This is a genomic window from Brevundimonas sp. (genome assembly GCF_027484365.1).
Classification (GTDB): Bacteria; Pseudomonadota; Alphaproteobacteria; order Caulobacterales; family Caulobacteraceae; genus Brevundimonas.
On the sequence record NZ_JAIXTC010000015.1, the window covers coordinates 112,116 to 131,124 of the forward strand.

Genomic DNA, 19,009 nt, shown 5'->3' on the forward strand with positions numbered 1-19,009 from the left:
ATGCCGGATCAAGTCACAGTCACCACCAACCAGGGCTGGTTCAGCCGCATCGGCTCGGCCTTCGCCGGCGTTCTGGTCGGCATCGTCCTGATCTTCGCCTGCGTCTGGGGGCTGGCCTGGAACGAGGGCAATGCCGTCAAGGTCGCGCGCGGCCTGACCGAGGGCGCTGGCGCCGTAGTCGAGGCGCCCGCCTCGCCAATCGATCCCGCCAACGACCAGAAACTGGTGCACGTCACCGGCGCAGTCGCGGTGACCGCGCCCCTGGAGGACAATGAGTTCGGTGTCTCCGCGACGGGCGTGAAACTCTCGCGCACGGCCGAAATGTACCAGTGGCAGGAGGAGTCGAAATCCGAGAGCCGCACCAAGCTGGGCGGCGGCGAGGAGACCGTCACCACCTATACCTACACCAAGGTCTGGTCCTCGACCGCGATCGATTCCAGCGGGTTCAATACCCCGGCCGGCCACGAAAACCCGGAGATGCCGATCGAGAACGCCGAAATCTATGCGACCGACGCCACCCTGGGCGACTACCGGCTGGAAGAGAACGTCCTCGCCCAGATCGGGGGAGCCCAGCCGCTGAACCTGGTGGAGCAGACTGACGCCATCGACGCGGCCGCCGGCGAGGCCTCGAGTCACGCCGTGTCGCAAGGCACGATCTTCTTCGGCGAAGACGCCCAGGCCCCGGTCATCGGCGACACCCGCGTTTCGTATGAAGTCACGCCCGCGTCGGAAATCAGCGTCGTCGCCCGTCAGAACGGCGACAACTTCCTCGACTACCGCGCCCGCAACGGTTCCGAGTTCCTGCTGGTCGCCGACGGCGACGTGCCGGCAGGCGACATGTTCCAGGACGCCCAGGACGCCAACAACATGATCGCCTGGATCATCCGCGTCGTCGGCATGGTCCTGCTGATGGTCGGCTTCGGTCTGATCCTGGCGCCGTTCGGGGTGCTGGCCGATGTTCTGCCTCTGGCCGGGACGATCGTCCGGATGGGCACGGGTCTGATCGGCTTCGTCCTGGGCCTGATCGTCGGGACGGTGACCATCGCCCTGGCCTGGCTGGCCTTCCGCCCGATCACCACGATCATCATCCTGGCCATCGGCGGGGCCATCGCCTTCGCCGTCTACCGCTTCGGCCGCGGGCGTTCGAAGAAGAAACTGGCCGAGGAAGCCGCCGCCGCCCCTGCGGCCTGAGGTTTCCGCCTCCTGACCTTTCGTCAGGGGCATGCTATGCGGGGAGGGCCATGTCCTCCCCGTCCATTCTCCGCCTCCACCCTGACGACGATGTCGCCGTCGCCGTCCGCGCCCTGACCACCGGGGAAGACCTGGGGGAGGGGCTCATCGTCGGCGCCGACGTTCCCGCCGGTCACAAGATCGCGCTGAAGCCCGTCCCCGTCGACGGACAGGTCCGCAAATATGGCCAGGTGATCGGCGCGGCGACCGCCGCCATCGCGCCCGGCGACTGGGTCCACGTCCACAACCTCGGCATCGGCGATATCTCGGCCCGCGCTGACACCGGTGTCGTCGCGGGCGTGTCCGCGACGTCCGCAGAGCCCCGCACCTTCGACGGCTACCTCCGCGCCGACGGCCGGGTGGGGACGCGCAACTATCTGGCGGTGGTCACCTCGGTGAACTGCTCGGCCATGGTCGCCCGCCGCATCGCCCGCGAAGTCGAGACCCGGCTCGGGGACAGTCATCCGCATATCGACGGCGTCGTCGCCATCACCCACGGCTCGGGTTGCGGCATGGCGTCGGAAGGCGAGGCGATGGACATGCTGCGGCGGACCCTGTCGGGCTATGCGCGTCACCCCAATGTCGCCGGCGTCCTGATGCTGGGTCTCGGCTGCGAGACCAACCAGATTTCCAGCCTGATGGAGGCGGAGGGTCTGACCGGCTCCGCCGACCTCGGCGTCATGGCGATTCAGGACGAGGGCGGCGCTGCCTCCACGATCCAGCGCGGCGTCGACCGCCTCATGGAGATGGTCGACCGTGCCGGCGCCCTCGAGCGCACGCCCCAGCCGGTGTCGAAACTGGTTGTCGGCCTGCAATGCGGCGGCTCCGACGGTTATTCCGGCATGACCGCCAACCCGGCGCTCGGCCGGGCCGTCGACCTGATCGTCGGCCAGGGCGGGACGGCGATCCTGTCGGAGACGCCCGAGATCTACGGCGCCGAACACCTGCTGACCGGCCGCGCCTCGCCCGAGGTCGCCGCCAAACTCATGGACCGCATCGCCTGGTGGGAGCGCCACGTCGAGACCACCGGCGGCTCGCTCGACAACAATCCCTCGGCCGGCAACAAGGCCGGCGGACTGACGACCATCCTTGAAAAGTCGCTCGGTGCCGTGGCCAAGGCCGGTTCCGCGCCGCTGTCGGCCGTCTATGAATATGCCGACCCGGTCACCGCCCACGGCCTCGTCTTCATGGACACCCCCGGCTACGATCCCGTGTCGGCCACCGGGCAGATCGCAGGCGGGGCCACCCTGATCTGTTTCACCACGGGGCGGGGCTCGGTCTTCGGGGCCAAGCCGGCTCCCAGTCTGAAGCTGGCGACCAACTCGGCGCTCGCCCGCCGCATGCCCGACGACATCGACATCGACTGCGGCCGGGTGCTCGACGAGGGGATGTCTCTGGACGCCCTCGGCGCCGAGATCTTCGAGACCATCCTCGCCACCGCCTCCGGCAAGGTCACGGCCTCGGAAGCGCTGGGCTTCGGCGAGGACGAGATCCAGCCCTGGCGCCTCGGCGCGACGATGTAGGCGTCAGTCAGCCTCGGTCTTCAAATAGGCGATGATGTCGGCGCGACGCTGTCCGTCCTTGATGCCGGGGAAGGTCATCTTGGTGCCGACGATATGCTCCCGCGGCTTCTCGAGGAAGTCATACAGGCGCTGCTCGTCCCAGCTCCCGCCCGCTGCCGCCATGGCGGTGCTGTAGCGATAGTCCGCCACCGTGCCGACCGGCCGTCCGACGATCGCGTGCAGGCTCGGCCCGACCCGGTTCACCCCGGCCTCGACCGCGTGACAGCTGCGGCACTGGCCGAAGCCGATGCGGCCGGCCTCGACATCGCCGGTCAGCTCGGTGATGTCGGCGACCTGGACAGTCGGCGTCTCGGCCTTGTCCGGCCTCGGAGGCTCGCCGGAACAGGCCGCCAGCAGGCTCGCTCCAAGCAGAATCAGGACTTTCGGCGTCGTCATGGAGGTCCCCGGTTTTCGCAGCGGACCTATGCTGCGGTCGACAGCCCTGTCAACGCGACGCGACGCCCGTCTTGGAGACGTAACGAAGCGGGTCTAAGCGGGGCGACCGCAACTGATCCGGTGTCCCGATGTCCCGACTGTCCGCCCGCCTGCTGCTGACCCTGGCGACCTGCCTCATCGCCCCGGCGGCGATCGCCCAGACCCCGTCACCTGCGGCTCCCGGACCGGCACCCGAGCGCCCGTCGCTGGTGGTGACCATCGTCGTCGATCAGTTCAGTTCGAACCTGTTCAACCAGTATCGCGACCGGTTCACCGGCGGCCTGCACACCCTGGCGTCCCAGGGCCTGGTCTACGCCAACGGCTTCCAGCAGCATGCGATGACCGAGACCTGCCCCGGTCACGCCACCGTCCTGACCGGCGTGAATCCCTCCAGTGCCGGTATCCCGGCCAATGACTGGATCGACCGCGCGACGGGACAGGAGGTCTATTGCCTCGCGGCGCCGGAGAACACGCTGGCCCACGGCCGCAACACCGACAACGGCCCGGTCGGCCCCGGCAACCTGCGCGCCACCACGCTCGGCGACTGGCTCAAGGCGCGCGAGCCCGGCACCCGCATCTTCACCGTCTCGGGCAAGGACCGCGGCGCCATCAACCTGGCCGGCCATCACGGCGACGGCGTCTTCTGGATGACCGACGGCTTCGGCTTCACCACCTGGGTCGAGCCGGGCCAGACGGCCGAGGCGCGGCTGGCGCCCGTCGCCGCCCTGAACGCCCGCATCAATGCGCGGCTCGCCGCCTCTCCGCCGACCTGGACCTATACCCGCCCCGAGTGCCGCGCGCTGGAAGGCGACTGGACCATCGGAACCCAGACCTTCCACGCCACCCTGCCGCCGGCACGCGGGTTCAAGCTCGATACCTCGCCCGTGCTGGACGAACTGACGCTGGAAGCCGCGATCGATCTGCTGGACACCCAGTCACTGGGACGTCGCGGCGTGACCGACGTCCTGGGCGTCAGCCTGTCGGGCACCGACCGCATCGGCCACGCCTTCGGCACCCAGGGACCGGAGATGTGCGAACAGATGTACCGTCTCGACGTCGCCCTCGGCGTCTTCCTCGATCGCCTGTCCCAGGTTCCTGGCGGCGTGGTGGTCGTCCTGACCGCCGACCACGGCGGATCCGACTTCCCCGAACGCATGCAGGAACGCGGCTATGAGGACGCCGTGCGCGGCGACCCCGCCCTGCTGGGCCGGATCAATACGGCGCTGCAGGCGCGTTTCGACCTCACTACGCCCCCGTTGTCCTATGGGGGCTCCGGCCTGATGGTCGTGGGCGAGGGCAATATCGAACTGGCCGATCCGCGCCGCGACGAGATCGCCGCCGCCGCTGTCGAATTGCTGCGCGGCGAAGCCAACATCGCCGGCGCCTGGACCATCGAGGAGGTCCTCGCCTCGCCTCTGCCGCGCCCGGGGCAGAGCCCCCAGGAACTGACCCTGATGGAACGTCACCGCCTGAGCGCCGTCGCGGGGCGTTCGCCGGACATCGTCGTCTCCCAGTGGCCCAACACGACCACCGTGCCCGGCAGCGCCACCGGCACCCTGTCCACCCACGGCACGGCCTGGGACTACGACCGCGGCGTGCCGATCGTCTTCTGGTCGCCCGGAATGCAGGGCCAGGAACGGTTCTTCCCCATCCGCACCATCGACATCGCCCCGACCCTGGCGGCCATCGTCGGCGTCGACACGCCCGCCACGGTCGAGGGGCGTTGCATGGATCTGGGCCTCGGCGGCGCCTGCCCGGCGAAGTAACAGAGACTCACTTCTGGTTTCCCGGAACGGCGCCGTCCTTCCCCCGGGCGCGTTTCGTGGCACAACAGCGTCAGGGAAACGCGACCGGCCAACGGGACCACTATGAACAGAGCACGCCGCGCGCGCATCGTCGCGACGCTGGGACCCGCCAGCAGGGCGCCCGGCATGGTCAAGGCCCTGGCCCAGGCCGGGGTCGATGTCTTCCGTCTAAACTTCAGCCACGGCTCTCATGAGGACCATGCCGCCAACCTCAAGGCCGTGCGCGGGGCCGAACTGGCGCTGAAGCGTCCGCTGGGCGTTCTCGCCGACCTGCAGGGACCCAAGCTCCGCCTCGGCCGGTTCGCCGATGTCGAGATCGCCGTGAAGCCGGGTCACAAGATGCGGTTCGATCTGGACCCCACCCCCGGCGACGCGACTCGGGTCCAGATGCCGCATCCCGAAATCTTCAAGGCCCTGCGCGAGGGGATGCTGCTGCTGCTCGACGACGGCCGGGTCCGGCTGCGCGTGGGCAAGCGCACCGACGAATGGTGCGACGTGACGGTCGAGAGCGGCTCGAAGCTGTCGGACCGCAAGGGCGTCGCCGTGCCTGAGGCCATCATCCCGGTCTCGGCCCTGACCCCCAAGGACCGCGAGGACCTCGCCTTCGCCCTGCGTATCGGCGTCGACTGGGTCGCCCTGTCCTTCGTTCAGAAGGCCGAGGACATGGCCGAGCTGAAGTCGATCGTGAAGGGCCGGGCCGCCTGTCTGGCCAAGATCGAGAAGCCCCAGGCGCTCGACGCCCTCGACAGTATTCTCGACTACTGCGACGGCGTCATGGTCGCGCGCGGCGACCTCGGCGTGGAAATGCCGGCGGAGGAGGTCCCGGTCGCCCAGAAGCGGATCATCCGCGCCGCCCGCCAGCGCGGCGTTCCGGTCATCGTCGCCACCCAGATGCTGGAATCCATGACCTCGTCGCCTGCCCCGACCCGGGCCGAGGCGTCCGACGTCGCCAATGCGGTCTATGAGGGCGCCGACGCCCTGATGCTGTCGGCCGAGACGGCGTCCGGCGACTATCCGCTGGAATCGGTGGGCATCATGAACCGGATCATGGAGCGGGTCGAAGCCGATCCCCTGTGGCCCAGCCTGATGGACGCCGAACACGCCGGGATGGACGATTTCGACGCCGACGCCCTCGTCGCCGCCGCCCGCAAGGCCGGCGAGGCCCAGTCCACCGCCTGTATCGTCGTCTTCACCACCCTGGGCGGCACTGCGCGTCGCATGTCGCGCGAACGCCCGCTCCAGCCCGTCCTCGCGTTGACCCCCAAGCCCGAGACCGCCCGTCGCCTCGCCCTCGTCTGGGGCCTGGAATCCCGCCTCGGCAAGGAGCCGACGAGCCTGGAAGACGTCACCGACGACGCCGTCAATTCCGCCATGGAGTTCGGCCTCGCCGAGCCCGGCCAGCGCATCCTGATCCTCGCCGGCACGCCCTTCGGCGCCCCGGGGGCTGCGAATCTCCTGCGACTGGCGCATGCTCCGGCCAAGGGGAAGGCGCGCAAGTAGCGTCGGTCCCGCCGGGACCCTCATGATCAAATACCTCGGCTCCAAGCGGGCCCTGCTGGATCCGATCGTCGCCGCCGTCCGCGCCTTGCTGCCGGAAGGCGGCCATGTCTGTGATCTGTTTTCCGGCACCGCCCGCGTCGGCCATGCGCTGAAGGGGGAGGGGTTCCGGGTCTGGTCGAACGACCACAACGCCTATGCCCACGCCCTCGCCACCGCCTATGTCCAGGCCGACCGCGGCGTCTGGCATGACCGCGCCGCCGCCGTCCTCGCCGACCTCGCCGCCACCCCGCCGTCGCCCGGCTGGTTCACCCGTGCCTTCTGCGAGGACGCCCGCTATTTCACGCCGGAGAACGGCGCCCGCATCGACGCCATGCGCGACCGGATTGAGGCCATGGGGCTGGATCCCGAGCTCAAGGCCATCGCCCTGGTCTCCCTGATGGAGGCCGCCGACCGGGTCGATTCCACGGCCGGCCTGCAGATGGCCTATATGAAGTCCTGGGCCGCGCGGGCTTTGAAACCTCTCGAACTGCGAATGCCTGCGCTCCAGCCCGCCGTCGCCGCCGGTCCCTGCCACGCCACCCGGGCCGATGCGCTGGAGACGGCCGCCGCCTTCGACGGCGACCTCGTCTATCTCGACCCGCCCTACAACCAGCATTCCTACCTGGGAAATTACCATGTCTGGGAAAGCCTGATCCTGTGGGACCGGCCCGAGACCTACGGGATCGCCAACAAGCGGATCGATGTGAAGACGCGCAAGAGCGCCTTCAACTCCCGCCCCGGCATCGGCCCCGCGCTCCAGGCGGTGATCGAGGCGATCCGCGCACCCAACCTGATCGTGTCCTTCAACGACGAGGGCTATCTGAGCCGCGATCAGCTGGTCGAGATGCTGTCGGCCCGCGGCCATGTGCAGGTCGTGGAGATCCCTCGCCCCCGCTACGTCGGCGCCCGGATCGGCATCCATAATCCCAGGGGCGAGAAGGTCGGGGCGGTGGGGCGGCTGCGCAACGTCGAATACCTTTTCGTCGTCACCGAACGGCCCGTCGCGCTCGCCGCTTGACCCTTCGTGGAACGAGGGTCTCACTGCGGTCGTTAAGGCGGCATGGAAGAGATGATCGTGACCCAGGGGCCAGGCTACCGCACGCGTCCGGGCGCCGTTCTCGACGCCGTGACCGCCTGGCAGACTGCGGCCTGGCGTGCGCCCGCCGCCACCCGGTTCGACAGCCGTCCGGCCAATGACTTCCTGTCCCGCGCTGACGCCATCGCTCCTGTGACCTTCGAGGTTCAGCCGGCCGAACGGGAAGACCTCCCGCGCTGGATCGTCGTCGCCATCGGCTGCGTCGTCGCGGCCCTGCTCGGCGCCCTGCTCGGCGGGATGATGTCCGTCTAGGTGCCCAGCAGGGCCCGGATCGGCGCCCAGCTGCGCCGGTGAATGGCGCAGGGTCCCATCGCCTTCAGCGCCGCCTGGTGGATCGGCGCGTTGTACCCCTTGTGCGAGGCGAAGCCGTAACCGGGGTATTCGGCGTCCATCTCGATCATGATCTGGTCCCGCGCCGTCTTGGCCAGGATGGAGGCCGCCGCGATCGAGAGCGACAGCCCGTCGCCGCCGACCGCCGTCTCCACCTCGCAGGGCAGTTTGAACCGGTAGTTTCCATCCACCAGGGCCGCTTTCGGCGGCACACTCATCGCCTCGATGGCCCGGCGCATAGCCAGGCCGGTGGCCTGCAGGATGTTCAGGTCCTCGATCTCCTCCGGTGAGGCCAACCCCACGCCCCAGGCGATGGCCCGCGCCTTGATCTCGACCGCGAGCCCGTCGCGTCGTGCCGCCGTCAGGGCCTTGGAGTCGTCGATGCCTTCGGGAATGTCGTCCGCGCTCAGGATCACCGCGCCCGCCGAGACCGGCCCGGCCCACGGCCCGCGCCCGGCCTCGTCCACGCCGCAGACCAGTCCGACGACACGCCGGGCCAGGTCGGTCTCCAGCATCAGCGTCGGAACCGTCCTGGCCGCCCTCGGAACCACCTTCTTCGCCGTCCTTGTTGCGGTCATGACGCGCCCATGACCCGGACCTCCTCGCAGCGGAAGCAGCCCGCGACGTGGTCATTGACCATCCCCGTCGCCTGCATGAAGGCGTAGACGATCACCGGGCCGCAGAAGTTGAAACCGCGCTTCTTGAGCGCCTTGGCCATGGCGACCGAGACCTCGGTCTGGGCCGGGACGTCGGCGAAGGTGGCGGGGCGGGCCTGGAGCGGGTGACCGTCCACGAACGACCACAGCCAGGCGGAGAAGTCCTCGCCGTTGTCCCGCATCTCGACGAAGATCTGCGCGCCCCGGATCGCCGCCTCGATCTTGGCGCGCGACCGGATGATGCCGGGATCGGCCATCAGCCGTTCGCGATCCGCGTCGTCGAACTTCGCCACCACATCGGGATCGAATCCGGCGAACGCCGCCCTCAGCGTCTCGCGCTTCCTCAGTATGGTGATCCACGCCAGCCCGGCCTGGAACCCGTCCAGCACCAGCTTCTCCCACAGGGCGCGGGCGTCATACTCAGGCACGCCCCATTCGGTGTCGTGGTAGTCGACATACAGCGGGTCGGTCCCGCACCAGGCGCAGCGTCCGGGAGATTCGGTCATGGCCGCAGGATGACTCAGCGGACGGCGAAAGTCAGGCCATCCAGTCCGGCCGCCGCGCCTTCACCGCCCGCCTGTCCACCGTCAGCTCCCCGTCGATCCGGTCCAGCCGCACGAGGGCCATGGCCGCGCCGTCCCGACCGGTCAGCACCTCTCCCGCGCGCAGTTCGCCATTCAGCACCTCCGTTCCCGCCGGCGGGGCCGGACCGTCGAAGGTCAGCGGCAGCATCCGCTTTCGGATCTCCCCGCGCCTCTTCATCCGCGACGTGGTCTCCTGGCCGACGAAACATCCCTTGGCGAAGTCGATGCCGTTCAGCAGGTCGAAGTTGGCCTCGATCGGATAGGTCCCCTCGTCGACGTCCAGCGCCGGATCGGGGACCCCGACCGCCAGCCGGTGCGCCTGCCAGTCATCCTCGCTGGCGCTCGTGGGAGTCTCGCCGACGGCGCGTCCGCCCAGCGTCGCCGTGCGCGGATCGGCGGTGAAGCCTTCGGCGACGCCCGGCCAGCTGACGGATACCGGTCGATCATCGGCCAGGATCTCGACCTTCGCCCTCAACCGGTACATCGACAGCCGCTGGATCAGGGCATCGCGCCGGTCCGCCGCCACATCCAGCACCACGCCATCCTCGTCGCCCCACAGGAACAGGTCGAACAGCAGCCGCCCCGGCGGCGACAGCAGGGCGCCGAACCGGACTTGCCCCGGCGCCAGGGTCTCCACGTCCTGGGTCAGCAGATTGTGCAGGAACGGTTTCGCATCCGGTCCGCTCACCTTCACGAGGGCGCGACTGTCGAGGCGGGCGATGCGTTCGGTCATGCGGAGCAGATAGTGACGGGAACGGGGGAAAGGGAGGGGAAGGCCTCACACTCAACACGGGAGAATCCGTATACGGTGCGATGATGAACGTGCGTTTCCCCATTCTCTACATCGCCGAGGCCGACGTCGAAGCCGCCGTTCTGTCGTCCGGCGCGCTCGCGCACCTCGTCGACGCCGTGCCCCATGCCGACTTCACCATCGTCGGCTCCGCCGCCTCCGCCCCCCTGTTCGCCGACACACCGCGCCTGCGTCGCCTGATCGTGCTCGACAGGACCGGGCGCTGGGACTGGATCGCCCTGTGGAACCAGGTCCGGGCCACCCGCTGGGGCCTCGTCGTCGACATGCGCGGCACGAGATTCTCCGAACGCCTGCGTCGCCAGAAGCGCGCCGTGCGCGGCGCTGACCTGCCTGGCCTTCACGCCGTCGAACAGGCGGCCCGGATCCTCCAGCTCGACGACATTCCCGCGCCGCGCCTGTTCTTCAGCGAGGAGACCCACGCCGCCGCCGACGCCCTGATCGGACCGGATACCACTCCGCTTCTGGCGGTCGGTCCCGGCGCTGACTGGATCGGCAAGCGCTGGCCCGCCGAACGGTTCGCCAAGGTGGCGGCCCCGCTGCTGGCCGAAGGCGGACCGCTCGCGGGCGGTCGGCTGATGATCGTGGGTGAAGAGGCGGATCGCGACGCGGCCCACACCATCCGCCTGGCCGTGCCCCGCAACCGGGTCATCGAACTCCAGGGCAAACTGACCCGGCTCCAGACCGCCGCCGCCCTGTCGCGCGCCGCCCTCTACGTCGGCAACGACTCCATATGGACCCAGCTGGCGGTCGCGGCCGGCGTGCCCTCGGTCGGCGTCTTCGGTCCCTCGGACGACCGTCTCATCGGCCCCTGGCAGGGGGTGTCCATACGCGGCGAAAGGTCGCTGGAAGAGTTCAAGGCCGTCGATCCGCGCCTGAACCAGGCCATCCACCACATGCTCGGCCTGCCCGCCGACCGGGTTCTGCGCGCCGCCCGCGGCCTGCTGGCGAAAAAAGTGACGTCCCCGAATGAGGCGCCCCACATTCCTGACCTATAATAGAGAACGCGTTCGCTCCGGACCGGACTCTGTGGACGATCCGGACTCCGTCTTTGCGGAGTCCGGATAGGCGGGTGAACGGGACTCAGTGGACTATCTGGACTCCAATTTCGGACCGCGCCCCATGACCCAGACCTTTGACCTGATCGTCCGTGGCGGCGAGGTGGTGAACCACTCAGGGCGCGGCATGGCCGATGTCGGAGTGCGTGACGGCAGGATCGCCTTCATCGGCGACCTCGGTCAGGCCTCTGCCGGCGAAGTGGTGGATGCCTCTGGCCTGACGGTCATCCCGGGCATCATCGACACCCAGGTCCATTTCCGTGAGCCTGGCCTCGAATGGAAGGAAGACCTGGAGACCGGCTCTCGCGCGGCGGCCCTGGGCGGCGTCGTCGCCGTGTTCGAGATGCCGAACACCAACCCCAACACCACCGATCCGGCGACGCTCGAGGACAAGCTGGCCCGCGCCCGCGACCGGATGTGGACCGACCATGCCTTCTACATCGGCGGCACCCACGGCAATGCGGCCCATCTGGGCGAGCTCGAGCGCCTCCCGGGCTGCTGCGGGGTCAAGGTCTTCATGGGCGCCTCGACCGGCGACCTGCTGATCGCCGACGACGACGGCGTGCGCGAAGTGCTGAGCGCCGTCTCCCGCCGCGCCACATTCCACTCCGAGGACGAGTACCGGCTGGCCGAACGTCGCGGACTGGCCCGGACCGGCGACTGGACCAGCCACACCGACGTCCGCGACGCCGAGAGCGCGATCATGAGCACGCACCGTCTTGTCCGGCTGGCGCGGGAGGTGGGCAAGCGGATCCACGTCCTGCACGTCTCGACGGCCGAGGAGATCGAGTTCCTCGCCGATCACCGCGACATCGCCTCGGTCGAGACCACGCCCCAGCACCTGACCCTGGACGGCGACGAGGCCTATGAGCGGCTCAAGGGCTATGCCCAGATGAACCCGCCGATCCGCAATCGCCATCACATCGACGGCCTCTGGCGCGGCATCCAGCAGGGCGTCGTCGACGTCCTCGGCTCGGACCACGCCCCGCATACGAAGGAAGAGAAGGCCAAACCCTATCCGGTCTCGCCGTCGGGCATGCCGGGGGTCCAGACGCTTCCGGCCGTCATGCTGACCCATGTCGCCGAGGGCCGGCTGTCGCTGGAACGGTTCATCGACCTGACCTCGGCCGGCGCCCAGCGCATCTTCAACATCGCGAACAAGGGTCGGATGGCCGAAGGCTGGGATGCCGACCTGACCCTGATCGATCTCAAGGCGACCCGCACCATCCGGCATGAGGATCAGGCCAGCCGCTGCGGCTGGACCCCCTTCGACGGCTTCGAGGCCAAGGGCTGGCCCATGGCGACCATCGTCCGGGGCCGGGTCGTCATGTCCGACGGCGAACTGATCGGCTCGGCCCACGGTCGCCCGGTCCGCTTCCAGGAAACGCTGCAGGCGTGACATCGCCGCGGCCGCAACTGGGTCTGATCGGTTACGGCGCCTTTGGCCGCCTGACCGCCCGCCATCTGGCGACCTGGTTCGACATCCTGGCCTTCGACCCGGACGCCACCGGGAGCGACGGATCGGCCCGACTGACCGACCTCGCGACCGCCGCCGCCTGTCCGGTGGTGATCCTCGCCGTCCCGGTCGAGGCCCTGGCGGACACCCTGACGGCCATCGAACCGCATCTTCAGGTGGGAGCCCTCGTCATTGACGTCGGCTCGGTCAAGGTCCTGCCCGCCCGGCTGATGGCGGATCGTCTGCCGGCCCATGTCCGCGCCGTGGGCACCCACCCCCTGTTCGGGCCCCAGAGCGCCCGCGACGGTATCGCCGGCCTCCGCATCGCCGTCTGCCCGGCGCGCGGCGACCGGATCACCCGCCGTGTCGCCGCCTTCTGTCGCCATGCGCTGAAGCTGAAGGTCTTCATCGTCCCGGCCGAGGATCACGATCGCGAGGCGGCCATGGTCCAGGGCCTGACCCACCTGATCTCGCGCGTGCTGCTCTCGATGGAGCCGCTGCCGACGCGGATGACCACGGTCAGCTTCGAGCGGATCATGCAGGCGGTGGAGATGGTTCGCTACGATTCGCCGGCCGTCTTCCGCGCGATCGAACGCGACAACCCCTTCGCCGCCGACGTCCGCCGCCGCTTCTTCGACCTGGCCGAACAGGCCCGGGCCGACCTCGATGGAGGTGTCTAGATCGAGAAGCTGACGCCGCAGCCGCAGCTGGTCGCCGCGTTGGGGTTGCGGATCACGAACTGGGCCCCCGCCAGTTCATCGACCCAGGCGATCTCCGAGCCCTTGAGGAAGGGCACGGAGACGGGGTCCACGAGGGCGACCTGGCCGTCGGTCTCGATACGCAGGTCATCGGCCTCGCCGGCCTCGACCAGGTCCATCCGGTACTGGAAGCCGGAACAGCCGCCTCCGTCGACCGCCACCCTCAGCAGCACGGGATGGCCCTCGACCTCGGCCAGCCGGGCCAGCCGACGGGCCGCGCTCTCGGCCAGCACGATGCCTTCCGGCGCGCGGCGGGCGATCTTGAGTTCCGGTATCGGTGGTTGGACGCTCGTCATGCCAGCCTATATGAGGCGGGTGAGGCCCGTTCGCAAAGGCTGACCGGGAGAACATTGCGTTTGAGCCAGACCGACGCCCGCGCCCCCTATGCCGAACTGGCCGCCAATTCGCGCGGACGGCTGGTTCCCGAGGCGCCGAGCCGCACCCGCAACGCCTTCGCCCGCGACCGCGACCGGATCATTCACTCCACCGCCTTCCGCCGGCTGAAGGAGAAGACCCAGGTCTTCGTGGCCCACGAAGGCGATCACTACCGCACCCGACTGACCCATTCGCTCGAGGTCAGCCAGATCGCCCGGTCCCTGGCCCACGCCCTGCGTCTGGACGGCGAACTGGCCGAAACCGTCGCCCTTGCCCATGACCTCGGCCATCCGCCCTTCGGCCACGCCGGCGAGGACGAACTGCAGGCGCAGATGAAGGCCTGGGGCGGCTTCGATCACAACGTCCAGACCTTCCGCGTCGTGACCCGGCTGGAAACCCGTTATCCCGCCTTCGATGGCCTGAACCTGAGCTGGGAGACGGTCGAGGGCGTGGTCAAGCACAACGGGCCGGTCAGCCACATGCTGGATCAGCCCGCCTGGCGCGCCATCGCCGACTACACCCGGGGCTGGGACCTGCGTCTGGACAGCTTTGCCTCTCTTGAGGCCCAGGCGGCCGCCATCGCCGACGATATCGCCTACAACAATCACGACGTCGACGACGGCGTTCAGGCGGGTCTGTTCAGCCTCACCGACCTGGCCGACGTCCCTGTGATCGGCCCGATCCTGCATCAGACCCGGCGCGACTGGCCCGACCTCAATGAGCGGATGATACGACTGGAGGCCGTCCGGCGGATGATCGGCGCCATGGTCGAGGACGTGCTGGTCGAGACCGAACGCCGCCTCGCCGACGATAACATCCGTTCGGTCGAGGATGTCCGCACGGCCCGTCGCACCCTGATCCAGTTTTCGGACCCGATGCTGGCGGACCTTGGCGTCTTGCGTCGTTTCTTGTTCGACCGGATGTACCGTCACTATCGGGTCAACCGCACCCGCAGCCAGGCGCGCCGGATTCTCGCCGAGATGTTCCAGCTGTTCATGGCCGAGCCGGAAGTGATGCCGACCGAATGGGGCGTCCTCGCCGCGACGTCGGATCAACACAAGCGGGCCCGCGTCGTCTGCGACTATATCGCGGGCATGACCGACCGTTATGCGATCGAGGAACACAGGAAGCTGTTCAACCTCGACCCGGCGCTCGATCTGTGATTCGAAAGAACCGCTTGAGGGGCTAGACTGTCAGGCCGGGGCGTCGATTCGCTCAGCCGGATCCGAGAAGGCGACGACCATGTCCTATGACGAAGACAACCGCCCCCGCGACCGCGGCGCCTATACGCCGCCGACCGACGATGACCTGCCGTTCAATCGCGGCGGCTTCGACGCGCGTCGCGGCCCGCCCGCCAAGGCCCCGCCCGTCACCCTGATCGTCAGCGCGCTCGTGCTTCTGGCTCTGATCGTTGCCGTCGTGGTGATCTACAATTTGAGCGGACCGAAACCATCGGATGATGCTCCATTGATCGGCACGCCCATCGCCCAGATCAAGGTTGAGGCGCCGGATGACGCCCAGCCGGTCGATCCGGAAGCCGGCGTGGGCCTTTACGATCAGGCCGAGGATACGGCCGCCGCGCCCGAGTTCACCGCCCCGCCGGAAACTCCGCTGCCGCGTCCTGCGCCACGTCCCATCGAGACCGCCGAGGCCCTTCCCCCGGTTCGTCCCGCTGCCCCCGCGCCGACCCGTCCGACAACCCCGGCCGCCACCCCTCCCGCGCCTGTCGCCAACGGGGCCGGCGGAGCTGCGGCGGTCCAGATCGGCGCCTTCTCAACGACGGCCATCGCTGATCGGGAATACGCCGCGGTCGCCGCCCGCTTCCCCCAGTTCGCCCGCAACGCCACCAAGCGGGTGCAGGAGGTGACGGCTTCGAACGGCTCCACCGTCTACCGCACCACCTTCACCGGCCTGAGCCGCGAGGACGCCCGCGCCTTCTGCTCCGCCATCGAAAGCGGCGGCGGCGACTGCCTGGTGCGATAGGGATTTGAACAGCGCCGCCATCTACGGCTGTTCCGGCCCCGTCCTGACGGCAGAGGAGCGCGCCTTCTTCGCCGATGCGCGGCCGTGGGGCTTTATCCTGTTCCGCCGGAATGTGGAGAGCCCTGAGCAGGTGCTGAAGCTGACCAGCGATCTGCGCGACGCCGTGGGCTGGGACGCGCCGGTGCTGGTCGATCAGGAGGGCGGTCGGGTCCAGCGGCTGGGTCCTCCGCACTGGTGCAGATATCCGCCGGGCGACGCCTTCCTGAAGGCGACCAACGATCCGCTGGCGGCGCGCGAGCTGGCCCGGCTCGGAGGGCGGTTGATGGCCCACGACCTCAAGGCGGTGGGTATCAACATCGACTGCGCCCCGGTGCTGGACGTTCCGACGCCGGGCGCCCACGACATCATCGGCGACCGCGCCTATGCGAAGGATCCAGCCACCGTGACCCAGCTGGGCCGGGCGGTGGCGGAGGGTCTGCTGGCGGGAGGCGTTCTGCCGGTGATCAAACACATGCCCGGTCATGGCCGCGCCTTCGCCGACAGCCACAAGGAACTGCCGACGGTCCACGCGGATCTGGATGCCCTCGACACCTGGGACTTCGCGCCGTTCAAGGCTCTGTCGGACATGCCGATCGGGATGACGGCTCACATCGTCTTCACGGCCATCGACCGGAAGCGTCCGGCGACGCAGTCGAAAAAGGCGATCAGGCTCATCCGCGAGCATCTGGGCTTCGGCGGCCTTTTGCTGTCCGACGATCTCTGTATGAACGCCCTGTGGGGGACGCTGACGGAGCGGGCGCAGAGGTCGCTGAAGGCCGGCTGCGATCTGGTCATCCACTGGACCGGCGACATGGCCGAGATGCGTATGGTCGCCGCAGGCGTGCACAGGCTCAAGGGCGGGGCGGCGAGGCGGGCGCAGGCGGCGCTCGACCGGATCGTCCACACGCCCGAGCCGCTGGACGTCCGCGAGGCGCGGGACCGGTTCGACGCGATTCTGGAGGGTCGGCTCGACGCGTCGAAGGGGCCGGACGTCGGTGAGGCGCAGGCCTAGGTCATGTCGGAAGCCTTCCAGCCGAATCTGGACTTCACAGCCGCGCAGGAGGTCGATGCGCGCGACGTCCTCGTGGTCGATCTGGACGGTTACGAGGGGCCTCTGCACGTGCTGCTGGCGTTGGCGCGGACACAGAAGGTCGATCTGCTGAAGCTATCGATCACCAGGCTGGCGGAACAGTATCTGGCCTTCGTGCACGAGGCCCGGCGTCGGAACTTCTCGCTGGCGGCCGACTATCTCGTTATGGCCTCCTGGCTGGCCTATCTGAAGTCGCGACTGCTGCTGCCCCGGACCGAGAAGGGCAAGGGCGACGAGCCGCCGGCGGAGGAGATGGCCGCGGCCCTGGCCTTCCGGCTGCAGAAGCTGGAGGCGATGCGCAAGGCGTCGGAGGCCTTGCTGGCCCGGCCGCAGCTGAAGCGGGACGTCTTCACCCGGGGCGACCCGGAGGCGACGGTGATCGTGCCGTCCGACCGGATCGACGCCAGCCTGTACGAACTGATGGCGGCCTATGTCGGTCAGCGTCGGCGGGAGCAGGCCCGGCACTACAATCCCGGCCAGAGGGTCGAGGCTTACCCCCTGGAAGCGGCGCGGGACTGGCTGCGCGAGATCCTGCCCCGCATGGCCGACTGGACGCCGCTGGAGCGGGTCGCGCCGGTCCGTGACGGGGAGGGACCGAGCCAGGCCAGCCTGACCGCCTCGACCCTGTCGGCCAGTCTGGAGCTGGTCAAGGAAGGGGCGATGGACGTGCGTCAGGAGAAGGCCTTCGGCGAAGTCTGGCTGAAGCGGCGCGGGCAGGGGCCCGGGCTGGCCCAACCGCTGGAGCTGACGCCATGAGCGGGATCCAGTTTGCACCGGATGAGGGCGAGATCGAGCGGCGGGTCGAGGCCCTGCTGTTCGCGGCGGCGGGTCCGCTGTCGGCGGCGGATATCGCCCGGAGGCTTCCGGAGGGCGCCGAGGTCGGGCCGGCCATCGCGGGCCTCAGGGCGCGCTATGAGGGCCGGGGGGTCGAGCTGGTCTGCGTCGCCGACCGCTGGAGCTTCCGCACGGCGGCTGACCTCGGCTTCCTGATGACCGAGGAACGTGAGGAGCCGCGTCGTCTGTCCAAGGCGGCGCTGGAGACCCTGGCCATCATCGCCTACCACCAGCCTGTCACCCGGGCCGAGATCGAGAGCGTGCGGGGGGTTTCGATCTCCCGGGGCACGCTGGACCTGCTGCTGGAGATGGGGTTCGTGCGGCTGAGAGGCCGGCGGCGGACGCCGGGGCGGCCGGTCACCTATGCGACGGCGGACCGGTTCCTGGAACATTTCGGCCTGGCCAGCCTCTACGATCTGCCGGGCGCGGCGGAGATGAAGGCCGCCGGCCTGCTGGACCTGTCGCTGCCCGTCGGGTTCGAGGTTCCGGATCCGTCGCGATCCGGCCCCGAGGAGGAAGACCCGATCGAGGAGGGCGACCAGCCCGAGTTCGCCCAGGACTTCATTAGCGGCGACTGAAGGCCCGACCCGGGTTGACGTCCGGGGGGTGTCTGGCTATACGCACGCCTCCGCCGCCGGGCTTCCGCGCGGCTTTTCTATTTTTGCTTTGCCCAGGATGCCCGACCATGAAGGTCCGCAGCTCGCTCAAGTCGCTCAAGACCCGCCACCGCGACTGCAAGGTCGTGCGCCGCAAGGGCGTCGTCTTCGTGATCAACAAGACGGACCCGCGCTTCAAGGCGAAGCAGGGCTAAAGACTTTCTGACGCTCGCTCGCGACCTCGTCGCGAACGGATTGAGCTCAGAACTACCCACAGGTCGCGGGCTTTAGTCCGCGACCTTTTTCGTGCCTGCGGTTGAGCGCCTGCGTCCAGCATGGTTAGCGTCCCGCTCTTATTCTGTTGCCTTCCCGGAGACCTCCCATGGCCGACGACGCCACTTTCGACGCCTCGCCGGACGTCCTGAACGCCACGGCCCAGGGCCGTCTGCGGACCATCATCGAGCGCATCGAGCGCCTCGAAGAGGACAAGGCCGCGATCATGGCAGACCAGAAGGAGGTCTTTGCCGAGGCCAAGGGCGAGGGCTACGACGTCAAGATCCTTCGCAAGGTCATCCGCATTCGCAAGCAGGACAAGGCCAAGCGCCAGGAAGAGGACGCGATCCTGGACCTGTATCTGTCGGCGCTCGGCGAGATCTGATCCTGAAGCGGACGCCCATAACGGGCGGTCCGAAGAGCCCACCCCGGAACAAGGGGGCCGGCTCACTCAAGCGCTCGACCGGGCTCAAGCCCGGTTCGGGCTTCCAGACAAAGAACA

21 protein-coding genes are annotated in these 19,009 nt (G+C 68.8%); 16 read left to right on the forward strand and 5 right to left on the reverse strand.

Annotation, left to right across the window (positions count from 1 at the left end; all coding sequences use genetic code 11):
- Both Q0044_RS06150 and Q0044_RS06155 read left to right on the forward strand, forming a co-directional pair.
- The gene (locus Q0044_RS06150; protein WP_298160770.1) at window positions 1-1,191 is read left to right on the forward strand and encodes a TMEM43 family protein; all 1,191 of its coding nucleotides are present in this window, start codon (window positions 1-3) and stop codon (window positions 1,189-1,191) included.
- A 50-nt stretch (window positions 1,192-1,241) separates the two neighbouring features.
- The gene (locus Q0044_RS06155; protein ID WP_298160772.1) at window positions 1,242-2,753 is read left to right on the forward strand and encodes a D-arabinonate dehydratase; all 1,512 of its coding nucleotides are present in this window, start codon (window positions 1,242-1,244) and stop codon (window positions 2,751-2,753) included.
- A 3-nt stretch (window positions 2,754-2,756) separates the two neighbouring features.
- On the opposite strand, the gene Q0044_RS06160 is transcribed toward Q0044_RS06155, so the two are convergent.
- On the reverse strand, window positions 2,757-3,188 hold the full coding sequence (locus Q0044_RS06160) for a c-type cytochrome (RefSeq protein WP_298160774.1): 432 nt from the start codon (window positions 3,186-3,188) through the stop codon (window positions 2,757-2,759).
- 128 nt (window positions 3,189-3,316) lie between these two features.
- On the opposite strand from Q0044_RS06160, the gene Q0044_RS06165 reads away from it, so the two are divergent.
- The 4 genes from Q0044_RS06165 (at window position 3,317) to Q0044_RS06180 (ending at window position 7,919) form a co-directional block, all read left to right on the forward strand.
- Window positions 3,317-4,993 (forward strand): alkaline phosphatase family protein, encoded by a 1,677-nt coding sequence (locus Q0044_RS06165; protein ID WP_298160776.1) that lies wholly within the window; start codon window positions 3,317-3,319, stop codon window positions 4,991-4,993.
- Between the two features lie 102 nt (window positions 4,994-5,095).
- Window positions 5,096-6,532 carry a pyruvate kinase gene (gene pyk, locus Q0044_RS06170; RefSeq protein ID WP_298160778.1) on the forward strand — a complete coding sequence of 479 codons (1,437 nt, stop codon included), beginning with the start codon at window positions 5,096-5,098 and terminating at the stop codon, window positions 6,530-6,532.
- Window positions 6,533-6,554: 22 nt separating this feature from the next.
- Window positions 6,555-7,589 carry a DNA adenine methylase gene (locus Q0044_RS06175; protein ID WP_298160780.1) on the forward strand — a complete coding sequence of 345 codons (1,035 nt, stop codon included), beginning with the start codon at window positions 6,555-6,557 and terminating at the stop codon, window positions 7,587-7,589.
- Window positions 7,590-7,631: 42 nt separating this feature from the next.
- Window positions 7,632-7,919, forward strand: coding sequence for a hypothetical protein (locus tag Q0044_RS06180; protein ID WP_298160781.1), 288 nt, complete (start codon window positions 7,632-7,634; stop codon window positions 7,917-7,919).
- On the opposite strand, the gene rnhB is transcribed toward Q0044_RS06180, so the two are convergent.
- From rnhB to ygfZ, 3 genes are read right to left on the reverse strand one after another with little or no spacing between them, the layout of a single operon-like run.
- Complete coding sequence (gene rnhB, locus Q0044_RS06185; RefSeq protein ID WP_298160866.1) at window positions 7,916-8,512, reverse strand: ribonuclease HII; 597 nt, start codon at window positions 8,510-8,512, stop codon at window positions 7,916-7,918. The genes Q0044_RS06180 and rnhB overlap by 4 nt on opposite strands.
- Before the next feature lie 59 nt (window positions 8,513-8,571).
- The gene (locus tag Q0044_RS06190; RefSeq protein ID WP_298160782.1) at window positions 8,572-9,159 is read right to left on the reverse strand and encodes a DNA-3-methyladenine glycosylase I; all 588 of its coding nucleotides are present in this window, start codon (window positions 9,157-9,159) and stop codon (window positions 8,572-8,574) included.
- A gap of 31 nt (window positions 9,160-9,190) precedes the next feature.
- Window positions 9,191-9,970, reverse strand: a complete 780-nt coding sequence (gene ygfZ / locus Q0044_RS06195; protein WP_298160784.1) for a CAF17-like 4Fe-4S cluster assembly/insertion protein YgfZ — start codon at window positions 9,968-9,970, stop codon at window positions 9,191-9,193.
- 83 nt (window positions 9,971-10,053) lie between these two features.
- Between ygfZ and Q0044_RS06200 the strand changes: the two genes are divergently transcribed.
- The 3 genes from Q0044_RS06200 (at window position 10,054) to Q0044_RS06210 (ending at window position 13,239) form a co-directional block, all read left to right on the forward strand.
- Window positions 10,054-11,043 (forward strand): glycosyltransferase family 9 protein, encoded by a 990-nt coding sequence (locus Q0044_RS06200; protein ID WP_298160786.1) that lies wholly within the window; start codon window positions 10,054-10,056, stop codon window positions 11,041-11,043.
- A 124-nt stretch (window positions 11,044-11,167) separates the two neighbouring features.
- Window positions 11,168-12,502, forward strand: a complete 1,335-nt coding sequence (locus Q0044_RS06205) for a dihydroorotase (RefSeq protein WP_298160788.1) — start codon at window positions 11,168-11,170, stop codon at window positions 12,500-12,502.
- Complete coding sequence (locus Q0044_RS06210; RefSeq protein WP_298160790.1) at window positions 12,499-13,239, forward strand: prephenate dehydrogenase/arogenate dehydrogenase family protein; 741 nt, start codon at window positions 12,499-12,501, stop codon at window positions 13,237-13,239. Before Q0044_RS06205 ends, Q0044_RS06210 begins: the two co-directional genes overlap by 4 nt.
- On the opposite strand, the gene Q0044_RS06215 is transcribed toward Q0044_RS06210, so the two are convergent.
- A complete protein-coding gene (locus Q0044_RS06215) occupies window positions 13,236-13,613 on the reverse strand; it encodes a HesB/IscA family protein (protein ID WP_298160792.1) in 378 nt (125 codons plus the stop codon). The genes Q0044_RS06210 and Q0044_RS06215 overlap by 4 nt on opposite strands.
- Before the next feature lie 54 nt (window positions 13,614-13,667).
- On the opposite strand from Q0044_RS06215, the gene Q0044_RS06220 reads away from it, so the two are divergent.
- From Q0044_RS06220 to gapR, 7 genes are all read left to right on the forward strand, one after another.
- A complete protein-coding gene (locus Q0044_RS06220) occupies window positions 13,668-14,855 on the forward strand; it encodes a deoxyguanosinetriphosphate triphosphohydrolase (RefSeq protein ID WP_298160794.1) in 1,188 nt (395 codons plus the stop codon).
- A 79-nt stretch (window positions 14,856-14,934) separates the two neighbouring features.
- Window positions 14,935-15,675: an SPOR domain-containing protein gene (locus tag Q0044_RS06225; protein WP_298160795.1), complete on the forward strand. Its 741-nt coding sequence runs from the start codon at window positions 14,935-14,937 to the stop codon at window positions 15,673-15,675.
- Between the two features lie 4 nt (window positions 15,676-15,679).
- Window positions 15,680-16,726, forward strand: coding sequence for a beta-N-acetylhexosaminidase (gene nagZ / locus Q0044_RS06230; RefSeq protein WP_298160798.1), 1,047 nt, complete (start codon window positions 15,680-15,682; stop codon window positions 16,724-16,726).
- 3 nt (window positions 16,727-16,729) lie between these two features.
- Window positions 16,730-17,560 carry a segregation and condensation protein A gene (locus Q0044_RS06235; RefSeq protein WP_298160800.1) on the forward strand — a complete coding sequence of 277 codons (831 nt, stop codon included), beginning with the start codon at window positions 16,730-16,732 and terminating at the stop codon, window positions 17,558-17,560.
- Window positions 17,557-18,216, forward strand: coding sequence for an SMC-Scp complex subunit ScpB (gene scpB, locus Q0044_RS06240; protein ID WP_298160802.1), 660 nt, complete (start codon window positions 17,557-17,559; stop codon window positions 18,214-18,216). Before Q0044_RS06235 ends, scpB begins: the two co-directional genes overlap by 4 nt.
- Before the next feature lie 107 nt (window positions 18,217-18,323).
- Window positions 18,324-18,449, forward strand: a complete 126-nt coding sequence (gene ykgO, locus Q0044_RS06245) for a type B 50S ribosomal protein L36 (RefSeq protein WP_008263184.1) — start codon at window positions 18,324-18,326, stop codon at window positions 18,447-18,449.
- Window positions 18,450-18,616: 167 nt separating this feature from the next.
- A complete protein-coding gene (gene gapR / locus Q0044_RS06250) occupies window positions 18,617-18,892 on the forward strand; it encodes a nucleoid-associated protein GapR (protein WP_298160803.1) in 276 nt (91 codons plus the stop codon).
- Window positions 18,893-19,009: the final 117 nt, after the last annotated feature.